This is a genomic window from Variovorax monticola (genome assembly GCF_051216855.1).
In the GTDB taxonomy this organism is placed as follows: domain Bacteria; phylum Pseudomonadota; class Gammaproteobacteria; order Burkholderiales; family Burkholderiaceae_C; genus Variovorax.
Map to the genome: position 1 here is coordinate 995,943 of NZ_JBPJZP010000001.1, position 14,597 is coordinate 1,010,539.

A 14,597-nucleotide genomic window follows, 5' to 3' on the forward strand; every position below is an offset into this window, starting at 1 on the left:
GAGGCGCAGGTCAGAGGCAGAAGGTTGCGTGCCTGCGGAAGCTCACGACGCGTTACTTGCCGCATGCTTCGCGTCGCGGTTTTGCAATGGCAGAGGACCGTCGGCGAACGCCTCCATGTTTGTCGCGGATTCGGAACGCCAAGTCAGCCCCTGGTAGGCCGGTCGTACTACAAACGGCTGCGATGAACTCTTGGCTGAATCCCCCCGCCGGTCGTGCCCTGCCGGCGACCGCGCGACCTTTCCCACTGCACTGCGCGGTCCTTGCCGCACTCGGCATGCTGGTGGTGCTCTGGACCTTGCCCATGGCAACCTTCTACGAGACACCCCCGTGGGACAACGTCGAGGAGCTCTTCTGGGGCGGCAGCCTGGAATGGGGCTACTACAAGCATCCGCCGCTGCCGAGCTGGCTGATGGGCCTGCTGGTCTCCCTGGCTGGTCGTCAGGCTTGGCTGACCTACGCCGCAGGAGTGGGCTGCGGGGCAGGGGCTCTCTACATCCTGTGGCGCTGGTCGCTGGGCATGATGTCTCCCGCGCGGGCGGCGCTGGCCGTGCTGCTCGGCACGCTGGTGACCTACCACGTGCAGCGCGCGACCATCTTCAACCACAACACGGTGCAGCTGCTGCCGATGGCAGGCTACTGGTGGATGCTGTGGCGCGTGTTGCGCGCGCCGGCAACGGGGCGCCTCGACTGGCTATGGCTCGGTGTGTTCGCCGCGCTGTCGATGCTCACCAAATACAGCGCCGTGGTGCAGTTCGCGGTGGGCGCGGCCTTCATCGTCCGCGAGGGAGCGTGGCGCGATGCGCGCGTGCGGCGCGACCTGCTGCGCGCTGGCGCGGTGGCACTGCTGCTCATGGCGCCGCACCTGGTGTGGCTGTTGCATCATGGCAACCAGACCATCGGCTACGCACGGCACTCGGTGCATCCTTCGGGCCTGGCCGCGCACGTGCACTCCCGGCCGCTTCGCATCCTGCTGGTGCAGGTCGCGCGGCTGTCGCCGATGCTGCTGTTCGTCGCAGTGGCCTGGTTCACCCGCGAGCGCAGCCCGGGTGTGCGACCGGCGGCGCAGGATGGCTTCGACCGGCAATTTCTCGCTTGGGCGACCCTCGGGCCAGCGTGCCTGGTGCTGGCAGCGTCGGCCCTGCTGCAGACGCACCTGGTGGCCTCGTGGCTCAGCACCTTCTTCCTGCCGGCTGCGGTGTGGGCAGTGGCGGTGGTGCCGGGTCTCGAGGCGGAGCGCTGGGGCCGGCGCCGCTGGGCCGTCACGCTCGCCGCGGCGGCACTGTTGCATGTCGCAGGTTCGTTCGGTCAAGCTTGGGTCGACGGTGTCTGGAGCGCAAGGCACGGCTACATCACGCGTGCCAACCTGCCCTCGCGACAGATCGCCGAGGCCGTCGATGCCGTGTGGCGCGAGCGCGCTGGCGACCGTCCCCTGCGGCTGATGGTGGGCGACACCTGGTTCGCCGGCGCGGTGGTCCTGCACATGGACCCGGCCGTGCAGTTGCTGATCGACGGCGACCCGCGCACCTCGCCCTGGCTGGCCCCCGGTGCGCTGGCACGCGAAGGCGGCATGGTGCTGATCCTCGACACGCCGGAGTTCCGCTCAGAGGGAGCGCTGCTGGAGCCGCTGCTGGCCACCGCCAGCTGCACCGGCAGCCTGCGCCTGCCCTGGGCGGACGAGGACGACGCGCGCAGCGTGCGTGCACGCTGGGGCATCCTGCCACCCGAGGGTGCGCACGGGCTGTCGGGCTGCCTGCCGACCTCCTCTAGCGCATCTACCTCCTTGCCTTGACGCAGTGCGCCGATCCCGCGTTTCGTTTGACCGTCCCGCCCAAGCGACGAACCCCACCCAGAGCCATCCAGCGACTGCCAGCAATGCGAACGCCAGCATGAGCGTCGTCGACGAGCGCGATCGGCGCCAGTGAACAGATGATGCTTTCAGTCGATTGCGATCAGCACTGTGCGCACGCACCTGCGCCACATCTTCGAGAAGACCGGCGTGGGGCGTCAGGGAGACCTCATCCGGCTTGTCTGTGGCGAGCAAGATCCAGCAGGGCAGTCCCGCAGGGGAACGTACAGCTGGCCTGCCATGAGGCGACGCGCCGTGCGTGTGAGGCCCAGTGCAGAGAAGCGGGTGTTCGCCGGGTGGTCGGATGTTTCGGCCACCACCTTCACTTCCATCACGCCGAGCGGATGCCCGATGCGCAGCGTGCCCGTGGCCGCGCGCCCCGCGCCGACAACCTGGTGCGCCGTGGAGCCGGTCACGCGCGAGGCGGCGGCCGTGCACAGCGACCCGGTGCCGGCCATGCTGTCGTGGCACTTGCCGAGAAACACGAGGCGCGCCCGCAGGTCCATGGCGGCGGCCGCCTGCGTGCGGCCATTCACGTCCACGTAGTCGGCCGGCGGCGCGACGATCACCGCCAGCGGCAGGCCGGGCAGGTGCACCTCGCGCCAGTCGGCGTAGAGGCCGATGCGTTCGCCCATCTTCGACTGGATCTCGCCCAGCGTCTCGATGAGCGCGCGGTCGGCGCTGATGGCGTCGGGCAGCTCGCTGCCGTGCAAGCCGAGCGATTGCGCCGCGATGAACACGCAGGGGTTGGCCGTGTCGCACAGCGAGACCTCGATGCGGCGGCCGTCCTCCAGCGTCACCGTGTCCACCGCCTGGCCCGTGGGCAGCAGCCGGCCGGTCTTGGCGCCCACGGTGCCCGCGTAGTCCATGAGGATCTCCGCGCCTGTGCCCGGCACGCCGGGAATGGCGCAGTCGCCGTGCACGCGGGCCTTGCCGTTCTTCACCTGCACTTTCGACACCAGCAGCTTGCCGGTGTTGGTGTTGTGGATGCGCACGGTGGTGACCGGCTCGACGGCCTCGACCAGCCCTTCGTCGATGGCGAAGGGCGCGACGGCCGAGGAGATGTTGCTGCAGTTGGCGTCGTAGCCGACGCCGTCGCGCTCCACGTCGACCTGCGCGAAGGTGTAGTCGACGTCGGCATCCTCGCGCGCGGAGCGCTGGACGATGGCGACCTTCGAGGTCACGAGCCGCGAGCCGCCCATGCCGTCGATCTGCAGCACGTCGGGCGTGCCCATCGCGCGCTTGAGCAGCCGGTCGCGCGCGGGGCCCGCGGGCGGCACGTCGCGTTCGTGAAAGAAGAGCGCCTTGCTGGTGCCGCCGCGCATCAGCACGCAGGGAATCGAGATCTGTTCTTCGTCGATGCTCGCTTCCGTTTCACTCTGATGCTCGCTCATGGCCGGCCCTCGCCGACGCGCTCCAGGCCCTTGCGCATCTGCTTTCTGTGGTCGATCAGTTGTGCAATTGAGATGATCGGGATGCCGTGCGTTGATGCGAATCGCAGGAGATCAGGCCGCCTCGCCATGCTGCCGTCCTCGTTCACCAGTTCGCACAGCACGCCACCTGGGGAACGGCCGGCAAGCTCCACCAGGTCGGACGCCGCCTCGGTGTGCCCGGGGCGCACCAGCACGCCGCCAGGGCGGCTGCGCAATGGAAAGACATGGCCGGGCCGAGCGAAATCCGATGCAGTCGACGACGCGTCGGCCAACGCGTTCAAGGTGCGCGCTCTGTCGGCTGCGGATACGCCGGTGGTGGTGCCGCGCCTGCAATCGACGCTCACGGTGAATGCAGTCTGATGCGACTCCTCGTTGTCGCGAACCATCAATGGCAGCGCCAGGCAATCAAGCACGTCCGCCGGCAGGGCCACGCAGACGATGCCGCTGGTGTGGCGCACCATGAATGCGAGATGCGCAGGGGTGACGGCATCGGCAGCGATGATGAGATCGCCCTCGTTCTCGCGATGCTCGTCGTCGACGACCAGCACGAACTCGCCGCGGGAAACAGCCCGCACGGCAGTGTCGACCTCGTCGAAGACCACGCCGCCCGGCGCCAACCCGCGCTCTGGCGAAAATTCGCGCAGGTTGTCTGCGCCCGGCTCGACGCCCTGCGCGTTCATGCCGTCACCTCGGTCATGCTGCCTGCAAGTTTTTTGGAGATGCGCCCTGCGGCAGCGGCAAGGCCGCGCGGCACCTCGCCATCCCATTCAATGCCCAGTCGGGTTGCGCACGAGGTCACGGAAAGCGCCATGATCATCTGGCCCTCGGCATCCAGGACCGGCGCGCTGAAGGCATTGACGGCAATCTGGTGAATCGGCGAAGGCGTTGCGCCGACAGCGTGGGCAATGCCCCGTTGGCGCACCAGACCCATGACGACATCGAATCCCGCGCGCCGCTCGGCAATGGTCTCCCGTGTGGCGGTCGAGACGCGCAGGTCCTCCTCAACCAAATGCTGGGTCATCGCATCCGGCAGGAATGCGGCGAATGCACGGCCTGTCGCGGACCGCGTGATGCTCATCACGAGGCCGGGGCGCAATTGGTCGCTGACCGGTTGGCGCGACGGCTCCCAGTGAATGGCCGTCGGTCCGTGGTTGCCCCACACCGAGAGGCACACCGTGTGGTCTCCGAGCGCAGCAGCGATGCGGGGCATTTCATCGATGGCAAGGCGGATTGCTCGAAGATCCGCCGGCTTGGACGTTCCCAGCCGCAATGCGGTGGGTCCGAGGTCGTGGGCATAGGCCACCAGGTATTTTCCGTTGCCGAAAGCAAGGGGACGTTGGCCCGATTGCGAAATGCGCTCTACGCGACCGATGTATACGACGTGGTCGCCTCCGGGGTATTCGGCGACCTTCACGCATTCAAGATGCGCTGCCGCGCCGTCGAGCACCGGAACGCCGCCCACGCCGCTGGCGTGCGCCATACCGCTGAACTTGTCGTCGCGCGACTTTGCAAAATGGTTCGACAAGTCGATCTGATCGTCAGCAAGGATGTTGACCGCGAAATGATCGCTGTCATGAAACGCCTCGTAGCTCCTGGACGACAAGGACTGGCTCCACAGGACCAGCGGCGGGTCTAGCGATACAGAGCTGAAGGAGTTCGCGGTAACCCCGTGTGCGACACCGGATGCGTCGCGCGTCGTGACCACGGTCACGCCGGTAACGAAGGTGCCTAGAACGTCGCGCAGTTGGCGAGCTTCGAATGATGCGATCGCTTCCATGTGTTTGTCTCCAAGTGCATTTCAATGCGCTGGAGTCTAGAAACCGCGGTCGCACTCAACAATTCGAGAGTTGCGATGAATTGATAATTTGGCTCGATGAATCGAGGCCAGCAGGCGCGCCGCGAGTCAGTTGCTGGGGTGGATGTCCGCTTGCCTGACGAACCGGATGAAACTCTGAGTGGCCGGACTGAGCTGAGCCGTGCGAGCGGTCACGACACCGAAACGCCTCGTCATGTCAACGCCCTCGATCTCGATATGCGCATGCTTGGCCACACTGCCGCGGTTGGACACAGACCTCGGTAGCAGCGTCACGCCCATGCCCGCGTCCAGCATGCCGAGCAACGTGTTGAGATTGCCGACAACCTTCGACGGGGGCAGCTTCAGCCCCCGTTCCTGAAGCGCGTCGGCGATGCGCGCGCGCACGCCCTGGTACTGGTCGACCACCATGAGCGCAATCGACGCCAGGTCCTCGGGGCCCACGCTCTTGCGCTGGGCGAGCGCATGGCCTTGGGGCGCGACGAGCAGCATGTCGTCTTGCCAGAGCGGGACAAAACGGTAGCGCCTGTCACTGCCTTCAAGTGCCAGCACTGCAACGTCGGCATGGCCGTCGTCGATGGCGGCCAGCACGCTCGCGTACTGCAAATCGAGCAACTCGACCTCGACATCCGGATAACGCTCCGCATACGCTTGAATGATGGGCGGCAGGCGAAGCGCGGCGATGGTCGGCGTGGCCGCCACCACCACACGTTGGCGCGCGTTGCGTGCTTTCTTGCGAAATCCGTCCACCAATCGCGCGAGGCCATCGAGCGTCTTGACGGCCTCGCGCAACAGCGATTCGCCCGCTTCCGTGGTCTCCACCTTGCGCGTCGTGCGGCGCAGCAACTGCGCGCCCAGCGAGGCTTCGAGCCGGTTGATGCGCCCGGTCACGGTGGGCTGCGTGACGTGCAACTGCTGCGCCGCCGCGCTGAAGCTGCGGGCGCTCGCCACGACCACGAAGGTCTCCAGCTCGATCAGCTCCAGCCCGATCACCGTGAGTGCCTGCAAGGTTGCGGCGGGGGAAGAAGATGGCATGCAGATCGACCCGATTTATCGAGATAATTTATAAGTGTATCGTGGTTCTCGATTTGTTCGAGAGGCTGGTGACCTCAACAATTGCTGCATGCCCTGCAAGACGGGGCGACAACAAAAGTTGGAGACAAAACCATGATCGATCGCAGAAACTTCTGCCTCTCCGCGCTGGCGGCCTCGTCGCTGGCCACATTCGACGGCACCGCGTTCGCCGGCGACTATCCAGACCGCGCCATCAAGCTCATCGTCGGATTCCCTGCAGGCCAGAGTACCGACACGAGCGCACGCCGCGTGGCGCAGAGCATGTCCGAGACGCTCAAGCAAGCGGTCTACGTCGACAACCGGCCCGGTGCGGCGGGCATCATTTCGCACGAGGCGGTCAAGAACGCTTCGCCCGACGGCTACACGCTGCTGATGGGCTCGACCGGAACGCTCGCGATCAACCCGTGGCTCTACCAGAAGCTGCCTTATGACCCGATCAAGGACTTCGAGCCCGTGGCATCCGTCTCGGCGTCGCCGCTGGTGCTTTTCACGTCCGCGGATTCGCCTGTCAACGACCTCAAGCAGCTGATCGCGCTGGCCAAGTCGCGCCCCGGGAAGGTGAGCTATGGCTCGAGCGGCAATGGCACTACCGGCCACATCGCGATGGAAATGCTCAAGAAAGAAGCCGGCATCGACCTGCTGCACGTGCCCTACAAGGGCTCGCCACCGATGATCACCGACGTGATCGGCGGGCAAGTCAACGTTGCATTCGACACCGCAGGCGCTGTGCTCCCGATGGTCAGAGGCGGCCGCATCAAGATGCTGGGAATCGCCACCCTCAAGCGCTTCCAGACCGCACCCAGCGTGCCCACGCTGGCTGAGCAGGGTCTGACCGGCTTCGAGGCCATGCCGTGGTCCGCCATTCTTGCGCCCAAAGGCACCCCCGCAGCCGTCGTGCAACGGCTGAACGCCGCGGTCGACACCGCGCTCAAGAATCCGGCCGTGCTCGAGCAGTTCGTCTCGACAGGCAGCTACGCGCTTGGCGGGTCGCCCTCGCAGCTCCAAAGCTACCTGGCGCAACAGCATGCGCTCTGGGGCAAAGCCGTGGTCGCCTCTGGCGCGCGCGTCGACTGAACACATCCCATCCACCCGACAAGGACAACTTCCATGAAAAACACCTCGCCCTCTCGGCAGATGAGTCTGATTGCCTTTATGCAGGCACAGAACTGCACCAACTATGTCGGCTCGTGGCGCCATCCCGCGAGCATGAGCGACTTCATGACACCGGAGTACTACCAGCGCATTGCCCGTACGCTGGAAGACGGCAAGTTCGACATGGCGTTCTTCGACGACCGCCTGGCAATGCCCGACATCTACGGCGACGATCACCGCGAGACGGTTGCCCATGGCGTTCGCTGCGTGAAGATGGACCCGTCAACCATTCTGATGGCCATGGCCGCCGCAACGACCAGGCTCGGACTGGGCGCCACCTACTCCACCACCTACTACGAGCCTTTCCACGTGGCGCGCCTGTTCGCGACGCTGGACTTGATGACCAAGGGTCGCGTGGCGTGGAACGTCGTGACTTCGCTCAACGATTCGGAAGCCGCAAACTTCGGCCGCGACGAGCACCTGGAGCACGATCTGCGCTATGACCGCGCGGACGAGTTCATGGAAGTCGTTCAAGGCCATTGGGACAGTTGGGAGGACGACGCGCTGATCCTGGACAAGGCGAACGACCGTTTCGCCGATCCGGACAAGGTGCACCGGCTTGATCACTCCGGCAAATTCTTCAAATCGAAGGGTCCGCTTCCTGTGCCGCGTTCGCGCCAAGGCAATCCGGTGATCCTTCAGGCCGGCTCGAGCGGTCGCGGCATGGCGTTTGCCGCACGTTGGGCAGAACTCGTCTTTGCTGCCTATCCCAACCTCGAAGTGGGCAAGAAGCAATACGCGTATTTCAAGAACGCGATTGCCGAAGCGGGTCGTGACCCGGCGCAGGTCAAGGTCGCACCCGCGGTCAAGTTCGTGGTCGGCGAGTCCGAAGCTCATGCGCAGGACAAGCTGGCGTTGGCCACCTCGACGGCGCGCCCCTTCGACGGCCTGGCTCTGCTGTGCGAAGTCCTCAATGTCGATTTCGCCGCTCGCCCCTACGAAAAGCCGTTTTCCGACGAAGAGCTGGCTTCGCTCTCTTGGCACGGCTTGCGCGACAAGGTGGTTGCCAAGAGTGGCAAGAAGAACCCTTCCGTCAAGGATTTCGTGGAAGCCTCGGGCCGCGGCACCGTCGCAGAAGGTCCGAACTTCGTCGGCACGCCGGCCCAGGTTGCCGATCAAATGGAAGAGTGGTTCAACGGTGCTTGCGACGGCTTCGTGATCCAAGCCCTGCACACGCCAGGAAGCTACGAAGACTTCGTGCGCCTGGTCGTGCCGGAACTGCAACGCCGCAACCTTTTCCGCAAGGAGTACAGCGGTGACACGCTGCGCGAAAACCTGGGACTGAAACGTCCTCAACCTCGTGACTGGCGTCGCGCGCAGGACGCTCTGTTGGCGCAGAAGGAAAAAGCAGCATGACCAAGAAGGCTGAGATCAAGATCCTCACGCCCGTGGGCATGCTCGGTTACGGAATTCCCGAAGCCGACTTCTGGCGCGGCATCGACGCAGGCGCCGACGCCGTGGTGGTGGATGCGGGCTCGACCGACCCCGGCCCGTATCTGCTGGGACTCGGCAAGATGATCGTTGCGCAAAGCGCGCTGGAGCGCGATCTTCGCCTGATCCTTGCCGGTTGCGACAAGAACAAGATTCCTCTGCTGCTGGGTTCCGCCGGAGGACCGGGCATTGGCAAGCACGTCGACGAGACGATCGACATCATTCGTCGTATCGCCAAGGACAAGGGTTACAAACTCAAGGTCGCTGCGATCTATGCCGACGTCGAGCCCGAACTGGTGCACGCACGCTTCAATGCCGGTCGCGTCACGTCCTGTGCCTCCGCACCGCCTGCCACCAGCCACGACATCGAGAGTTCGGAACACATCGTCGCGCAGATGGGGGCCGAGCCGATCCTGGCGGTCTTGCGAGAACATCCCGACGTGAACGTGGTCGTGGCGGGGCGCGCATACGACCCCGCGCCCTACGCCGCCTTCTGCATGCTGCACGGCATCGAAGACCCCGGCATCTTCTGGCACATGGGCAAGATCATGGAGTGCGGTGCCAACTGCGCCGAGCCCAAGGGCAAGGTGATCCTGGCCACGATCCGACAGGACAGCTTCGACCTCGAACCCATGAGCCCGAACGAGCGCTGCACGCCTCTGTCCGTTGCCGCGCACACGCTGTACGAGAAAACGCGGCCGGATCTGCTGTCCGGCCCCGGCGGCGTGCTGGACCTGAACGGCGCGCAGTACGTGCCGTTGAACGAGCGAACGGTGCGCGTCAGCGGCAGCGTGTTTCGTCCCACACCCAAGTACCTGGTCAAGCTCGAGGGTGCCGCCATCGCCGGGCAACGCACGATCTTCATGGGCGGGGTCCGCGACCCGATCCTGATCGGCCAGATCGACACTTTTCTTGAAGCACTGAAAAAACGTTTGAACGCCGTCTATCCCGAGTTGCGTTCGGGCGAGGCGCAGGTCAACTTTCATGTCTACGGCAAGAACGGTGTGATGGGCGCGCTCGAGCCGGAGAAGGATTTTGTGCCGCTGGAAGTCGGTATCTTGGGTGAGGTGACGGCACCGACGCAGGATCTGGCTACCGCGATCTGCAGCAATGCGCGCATCGGCGTGCTGCACATGCCCTACCCGGGCCAGATGGCGACCGCGGGCAATTTCGCGCTGCCGCTCAATCCGATGGAAAACCCGATTGGACCCGTGTGCCGCTTTTCGCTGTATCACCTGATGGAAGTCGAATCGCCGCTTGAACTGTTTCCATACCGCATCGAGGAGGTGGCATGACTCAACTGAAAGACCTGGCCCAGGTCATCCGCAGCAAGAACTCCGGCCCCTTCGAGATCACCTTCGACGTGATGTTCAAGGATGCTTCGACCTACCAGCTCGTCCAGGAAAGCGGCGTACTGAATCACGCGTTGGTGTGCAAACTGTACGGCGTGAAACGGGAGGACATTGTCGCGCTGCTGTTCTTCAAGCCCGCCCAGGCCTTCAAGTTCACGCTGCGGCGCAACTGGGCACAGGGCAGCATCAACGAGCGCGACACCTTCGGCGCGCAACAGCACGCGCCCCTCATGACGATCGAGATCCCAACGGGATCCAGGTGACATGAACGCGCCGCACTTTCACCGCACTTGTGCCGCTTTCGCACTCGCGGTCAGCGGCTTTTTGCCGATCGCATCGGTGTAGGCAACTCGACGGCGGACTTCAACAAGCAGATGGTCCGCGACTGCGACCACTGGACGCGCCTCGGCCAGGATGCCGGTCTCCAGGTCGAGTGAAACCGTTTTCACCTGATCAACATCTACGCGGAGTTTAAAAAACCATGAACGCAAACAGTCAAACCGAAGTCAATGCGCTCGCGCAAACCGAATCCGAAAAGATCGCGCAGTTTGCGCTGAACCTGAAACTTGAGGATGTCCCGGTCGATGTGATGACGCTGGCCAAAGAGCATTTTCTCGATGTCATCGGCATCGCGCTGGCGTCCTCCAAATTCGACATTGGTCAATCCGTGCTGCGGGGCGCGCAGGAGTTGGGGCGTGGCGATGACGCGATGGCCATCGGCAGTGGCGCACGGCTGCCCGCTGCGTCCGCCGCCCTGGTGAACGGCGTGCTCGCCCACGCGCTGGACTTCGACGACACACACATCGGGGCCATCTACCATGCAAGTGCGCAGGCCATGGCGGCTTCGGTCGCGGCAGGACAGGCCAACAAATCGACTGGCGAGGAGGTCCTGCTTGCCTTTATCGCAGCATTGGAGATCGGTTGCCGGCTTGCGACGGTCGGCGCGCCAGACTTTCATAACCGCGGCTTTCATCCGACTGCTCTGTGCGGCACGTTTGCGGCAGCAGCTGCGGCGGGACGCCTTTACAAGGTCGATCACAAGTCGCTGGTTTCGTCGCTGGGTCTGTGCGGCAGCCAAGCCTCGGGCATCTTGATTGGTGGCACCTCCTGGCTCAAGCGCTTGCACCCGGGCTGGTCTGCGCACAGCGCGCTCGCGGCGGTGGCTCTTGGCCGCGCCGGTTTTCTTGGCCCGAACACTGTGTTCGAGGCCGCCAAGGGCGGCTTTTACGCCACGCATATCCAGCGCATCCCTGAAGGCGACAAACTGCCGAGTTTCGGCTTGGGCGAGCCGCAACAAGACTGGCAAACGCTCGGCATCGCGCTCAAGCCGTATCCGGTCTGCCACTTCATTCACGCGTTTGTGGACGCAGCGCTGGAACTGCGCGGTCAGTTTGAATTGGACGAGATCGAGCGCATCGAATGCCCGTTGACAGCCGATTTGCACAAGATGGTGGCACTGCCGCGTGAAGCCTGCATCAAGCCTTCCATCCCCTATCGCGCCCTCTTCAGCGTTCAGTATGTGGTTGCACTCGCGTTGGCAAGAGGTCGAGTGGATATTGCGGCTTTCCATGATGAACCGCTCGACTCGCCTGACGTTCTTGAAATCGCCGAGAAAACCTTCTGCGTTGACGACCCGGCCAGCGATTTCCCGGTGCACTTTCCTGGAGAGGTAATTGTTCACCTCAAGAATGGACGCGTTGTGCGTTGCCGCAAACCCGCAAGTCTCGGAACGGCCGACGTGCCACTGTCGACCGCTGCACTCAAGGCGAAGTTCATGACCAATGCCACGCGCGCAATAACACCGCGCGCCGCCGAGGAACTGATCAACAAGGTGTTGAACCTGGAAGCCGCGTCTTCGCTTGACGAAATCATGGCGCTCTGCGTGATCTGAGCCTTCCCGCCGAGGCGGTCGTCGCCTGATGCCGATTGAAAAAAGAGACAAAAACAACATGGCCTACACCGCAGCGCAGCGGCTTGACCGCCTGCCCGAATCAAGATTCCATCGTCGGATGGCGCTCATGATCGGCGCAGGACTTTTCTTCGACGCATTCGACCTCTACCTTGCGAGCGGCGTCATGGTCGCGCTCACTTCGACGGGATGGTCGACGATGGCGGGCAATGCCAACTTTGCGTCGGCGGGAGCACTCGGCACTTTGATCGGCGCGTTCATGGCCGGCTGGCTGGGCGACCGGTTTGGACGGAAATTCACATTCCAGTTCAATCTGATCCTGTTCGGCATCACTTCGGTCGCCGCCGCGTTCTCACCCAGCATGGAGTGGCTGATTCTCTTCAGGTTCGTGATGGGCATCGGCCTTGGGGCCGAGATCGTCGTCGGCTACGCCACCATCTCGGAATTCGTTCCGCCCGCCAAGCGCGGCAAATGGGGGGCTGTGCTCTTCTTCCTGGCGACGTCGGCGCTTCTCGTGTCGAATGTGGTCAGCTACTTCGTGATTCCGACCCTGGGATGGCGCTGGATGTTCGGCATCGCGGGTGCGGGCGGCCTGATGGTCTGGGCAATGCGCCAGAAGATGCCCGAGTCGCCGCGTTGGCTGGAGTCGGTTGGACGTGGAGCCGAAGCGAATGAGATCCTCGATGCGATCGAGGCCGAGGTCAGACAAGAAACCGGGCGACCGTTGGCCGACCCCGTTCCCGTGCCCGATGCGATTCCTTCCAGCTTTCGATTCGTGGACTTGTTCCGGCCGCCCCTGCTTCGTTCGACACTCGTCGCAGTGACCCTGAATGTGGTGGCGCTCGCCTCGCTGTACGGCTTCATCATCTGGCTGCCCACCTTCCTGGTCAAGCAGGGGCTGTCCATGTCTTCGTCCTTGGGCCACACCGCACTCATGTCGTGCGGAAGCCTGCTGGGTGTCCTGCTGGCGGCGCAAGTCACGGACACATGGAGTCGCAAGAAATGGATTGTGCTGGCATCGATCGGTTCGGTGGTGCTTGGCTGGGCCTATGCCAATGCGGGCAGCCTCACCGCGACGACGGCGGTCGGCGTCGCGTTCATGACCGTCAGCTATTTCGGCTCGACCATGGGGTTCTCGACCTACGTTCCCGAGATCTTTCCGACGCAAGTGCGACTGCGTGGTGCTGGCATCGCCAGTGTTTCGGGTCGAGCCGCGTCCATTTTTGCCCCGCAGGCGGTCGCCGTCCTGTATGCGTTCGATGGCGTCAACGGCGTGATCTTCACCGTGATGGCATTGGGCATTGCACAGGCAATCGTTCTGGCGATTTTTGGCATTGAGACGACTCGGCGCTCATTGGAGGGCGAATTCGTGTCCGCGCATTGAATCCAGCCGCGCCCGATGTCGCTCTCGTGCTCGGCCCCAAGCCGCGCGATTGTTCCTGCGACTGAATGCGCCAGCTTTGGCAACGGCCGAATCATTCCTCTCTTTGGATTTTCATTTCACACACGCGCTTGGAGAAAAACATGCACAGGAGACAGTTTTCAAAAACTATGGCGAGCGCTGCGGTTCTGACCACCGTGGCTCGGATCGGCCACACCCAGGAGCGGTTTCCCAGCCGCCCCATTCGCTTGGTCGTCGGCTTTCCCGCTGGACAGTCTTCTGACGTGGGCGGGCGGATCGTTGCGGCAAGGCTCAGCGAGGAGATGGGGCAATCTGTGATAGTCGACAACAAGCCGGGCGCCTCAGGGATCATTGCGCATGACTTCGTCAAAAAGTCAGCGCCTGACGGATACACGTTGCTCCTCACCTCGACGGCCCCACTGGCCATCAATCCGTTTCTGTTTCGCAATATTCCTTACGACTCATCGAAGGACTTCACGCCGATCATCCTGATCAATACCAGTCCCATGTTCCTGGTGACTGCGGCCGATTCGCCCTTCAACACGCTTCGTGAATTCATTGACCATGCGAAGGCGAACCCTGGCAAGGTTTCGTACGGTTCGAGCGGAAGCGGCACGACCGGGCATATCGCGATGGAAATGCTGAAGAGCGAAACCGGACTCGATGCCGCGCATATCCCGTACAAAGGCTCGGGCGCGCTCATCACGGACCTCATCGGTGGTCGCGTGCAGGCCGGATTCGATGCGGCCAGTTCCATCGCACCGCTGCTCAGTGCTGGCAAGGTCAAGGCACTTGCAACCAGCGGCGCCGAGCGCTCTCCGCGTTTTCCCAAGGTCCCTACCGTCGCCGAGCAGGGTGTCCCCAACTTTCAGGCTTTGACCTGGGCCGGGCTGGTGGGGCCAGCCGGCATGTCTCCCGCAGTGGTCGATCAACTGAACGCCGCTGTGAACCGCGCACTGAAGAACGCTCAAGTGCTGAAGCACTATGAAAGCGTCGGCTCGGTTGTCAACGGCGGGACGGCCGCAAGCTTCGATCAACTCGTTCGCCAGGAACTGAAGCGCTGGGGCCCTGCAGTGAAGGCGTCAGGCGCGCAACTGGATTGACCGACTTTTTGTCGGAGCATTCCGTTTTCTCGACCGCGGACAGTCCATTCAGAGGCTTCATGATGCATGGCGTGGGTTAAT

13 protein-coding genes are annotated in these 14,597 nt (G+C 63.7%); 8 read left to right on the forward strand and 5 right to left on the reverse strand.

Features of this window, described 5'->3' with window-relative positions; all coding sequences use genetic code 11:
• Positions 1–302: 302 nt before the first annotated feature.
• The gene (locus ACSFA5_RS04495) at positions 303–1,790 is read left to right on the forward strand and encodes a glycosyltransferase family 39 protein (RefSeq protein WP_435442811.1); all 1,488 of its coding nucleotides are present in this window, start codon (positions 303–305) and stop codon (positions 1,788–1,790) included.
• Positions 1,791–2,005: 215 nt separating this feature from the next.
• Here the strand turns inward: ACSFA5_RS04495 and ACSFA5_RS04500 are convergent, their stop codons facing one another.
• The 4 genes from ACSFA5_RS04500 to ACSFA5_RS04515 form a co-directional block, all read right to left on the reverse strand.
• The gene (locus ACSFA5_RS04500; protein ID WP_435442812.1) at positions 2,006–3,241 is read right to left on the reverse strand and encodes a 2-methylaconitate cis-trans isomerase PrpF family protein; all 1,236 of its coding nucleotides are present in this window, start codon (positions 3,239–3,241) and stop codon (positions 2,006–2,008) included.
• Positions 3,238–3,960, reverse strand: coding sequence for a 3,4-dihydroxy-2-butanone-4-phosphate synthase (ribB, locus tag ACSFA5_RS04505; RefSeq protein WP_435442813.1), 723 nt, complete (start codon positions 3,958–3,960; stop codon positions 3,238–3,240). Before ribB ends, ACSFA5_RS04500 begins: the two co-directional genes overlap by 4 nt.
• A complete protein-coding gene (locus ACSFA5_RS04510; RefSeq protein ID WP_435442814.1) occupies positions 3,957–5,057 on the reverse strand; it encodes a flavin reductase in 1,101 nt (366 codons plus the stop codon). The genes ribB and ACSFA5_RS04510 overlap by 4 nt, the downstream gene beginning before the upstream one ends.
• A 126-nt stretch (positions 5,058–5,183) precedes the next feature.
• Complete coding sequence (locus ACSFA5_RS04515; protein WP_435442815.1) at positions 5,184–6,128, reverse strand: LysR family transcriptional regulator; 945 nt, start codon at positions 6,126–6,128, stop codon at positions 5,184–5,186.
• Positions 6,129–6,260: 132 nt separating this feature from the next.
• Between ACSFA5_RS04515 and ACSFA5_RS04520 the strand changes: the two genes are divergently transcribed.
• From ACSFA5_RS04520 to ACSFA5_RS04535, 4 genes are read left to right on the forward strand one after another with little or no spacing between them, the layout of a single operon-like run.
• The gene (locus ACSFA5_RS04520; protein WP_435442816.1) at positions 6,261–7,241 is read left to right on the forward strand and encodes a Bug family tripartite tricarboxylate transporter substrate binding protein; all 981 of its coding nucleotides are present in this window, start codon (positions 6,261–6,263) and stop codon (positions 7,239–7,241) included.
• Positions 7,242–7,274: 33 nt separating this feature from the next.
• Positions 7,275–8,675, forward strand: a complete 1,401-nt coding sequence (locus ACSFA5_RS04525; protein WP_435442817.1) for an LLM class flavin-dependent oxidoreductase — start codon at positions 7,275–7,277, stop codon at positions 8,673–8,675.
• Entirely contained in the window at positions 8,672–10,045 is a 1,374-nt protein-coding gene (locus ACSFA5_RS04530) for an acyclic terpene utilization AtuA family protein (RefSeq protein WP_435442818.1), read from the forward strand. The genes ACSFA5_RS04525 and ACSFA5_RS04530 overlap by 4 nt, the downstream gene beginning before the upstream one ends.
• Positions 10,042–10,365, forward strand: coding sequence for a DUF4387 domain-containing protein (locus ACSFA5_RS04535; RefSeq protein WP_435442819.1), 324 nt, complete (start codon positions 10,042–10,044; stop codon positions 10,363–10,365). Before ACSFA5_RS04530 ends, ACSFA5_RS04535 begins: the two co-directional genes overlap by 4 nt.
• 18 nt (positions 10,366–10,383) lie before the next feature.
• Here the strand turns inward: ACSFA5_RS04535 and ACSFA5_RS04540 are convergent, their stop codons facing one another.
• The gene (locus tag ACSFA5_RS04540; protein ID WP_435442820.1) at positions 10,384–10,551 is read right to left on the reverse strand and encodes a hypothetical protein; all 168 of its coding nucleotides are present in this window, start codon (positions 10,549–10,551) and stop codon (positions 10,384–10,386) included.
• A 32-nt stretch (positions 10,552–10,583) separates the two neighbouring features.
• Between ACSFA5_RS04540 and ACSFA5_RS04545 the strand changes: the two genes are divergently transcribed.
• From ACSFA5_RS04545 to ACSFA5_RS04555, 3 genes are all read left to right on the forward strand, one after another.
• Positions 10,584–11,993 (forward strand): MmgE/PrpD family protein, encoded by a 1,410-nt coding sequence (locus ACSFA5_RS04545; RefSeq protein WP_435442821.1) that lies wholly within the window; start codon positions 10,584–10,586, stop codon positions 11,991–11,993.
• A gap of 58 nt (positions 11,994–12,051) precedes the next feature.
• Positions 12,052–13,395, forward strand: a complete 1,344-nt coding sequence (locus tag ACSFA5_RS04550) for an MFS transporter (RefSeq protein ID WP_435442822.1) — start codon at positions 12,052–12,054, stop codon at positions 13,393–13,395.
• Positions 13,396–13,523: 128 nt separating this feature from the next.
• Positions 13,524–14,516 carry a Bug family tripartite tricarboxylate transporter substrate binding protein gene (locus ACSFA5_RS04555; protein WP_435442823.1) on the forward strand — a complete coding sequence of 331 codons (993 nt, stop codon included), beginning with the start codon at positions 13,524–13,526 and terminating at the stop codon, positions 14,514–14,516.
• The last annotated feature ends 81 nt before the right edge of the window (positions 14,517–14,597 follow it).

Excerpts from the sequence above, each read along its gene's own strand:
- ACSFA5_RS04495 (WP_435442811.1), top strand. The coding sequence starts at position 303 with ATGGCAACCTTCTACGAGACACCCCCGTGGGACAACGTCGAGGAGCTC.
- ACSFA5_RS04500 (WP_435442812.1), bottom strand. The coding sequence starts at position 3,241 with ATGAGCGAGCATCAGAGTGAAACGGAAGCGAGCATCGACGAAGAACAG.
- ribB (WP_435442813.1), bottom strand. The coding sequence starts at position 3,960 with ATGAACGCGCAGGGCGTCGAGCCGGGCGCAGACAACCTGCGCGAATTT.
- ACSFA5_RS04510 (WP_435442814.1), bottom strand. The coding sequence starts at position 5,057 with ATGGAAGCGATCGCATCATTCGAAGCTCGCCAACTGCGCGACGTTCTA.
- ACSFA5_RS04515 (WP_435442815.1), bottom strand. The coding sequence starts at position 6,128 with ATGCCATCTTCTTCCCCCGCCGCAACCTTGCAGGCACTCACGGTGATC.
- ACSFA5_RS04520 (WP_435442816.1), top strand. The coding sequence starts at position 6,261 with ATGATCGATCGCAGAAACTTCTGCCTCTCCGCGCTGGCGGCCTCGTCG.
- ACSFA5_RS04525 (WP_435442817.1), top strand. The coding sequence starts at position 7,275 with ATGAAAAACACCTCGCCCTCTCGGCAGATGAGTCTGATTGCCTTTATG.
- ACSFA5_RS04530 (WP_435442818.1), top strand. The coding sequence starts at position 8,672 with ATGACCAAGAAGGCTGAGATCAAGATCCTCACGCCCGTGGGCATGCTC.
- ACSFA5_RS04535 (WP_435442819.1), top strand. The coding sequence starts at position 10,042 with ATGACTCAACTGAAAGACCTGGCCCAGGTCATCCGCAGCAAGAACTCC.
- ACSFA5_RS04545 (WP_435442821.1), top strand. The coding sequence starts at position 10,584 with ATGAACGCAAACAGTCAAACCGAAGTCAATGCGCTCGCGCAAACCGAA.
- ACSFA5_RS04550 (WP_435442822.1), top strand. The coding sequence starts at position 12,052 with ATGGCCTACACCGCAGCGCAGCGGCTTGACCGCCTGCCCGAATCAAGA.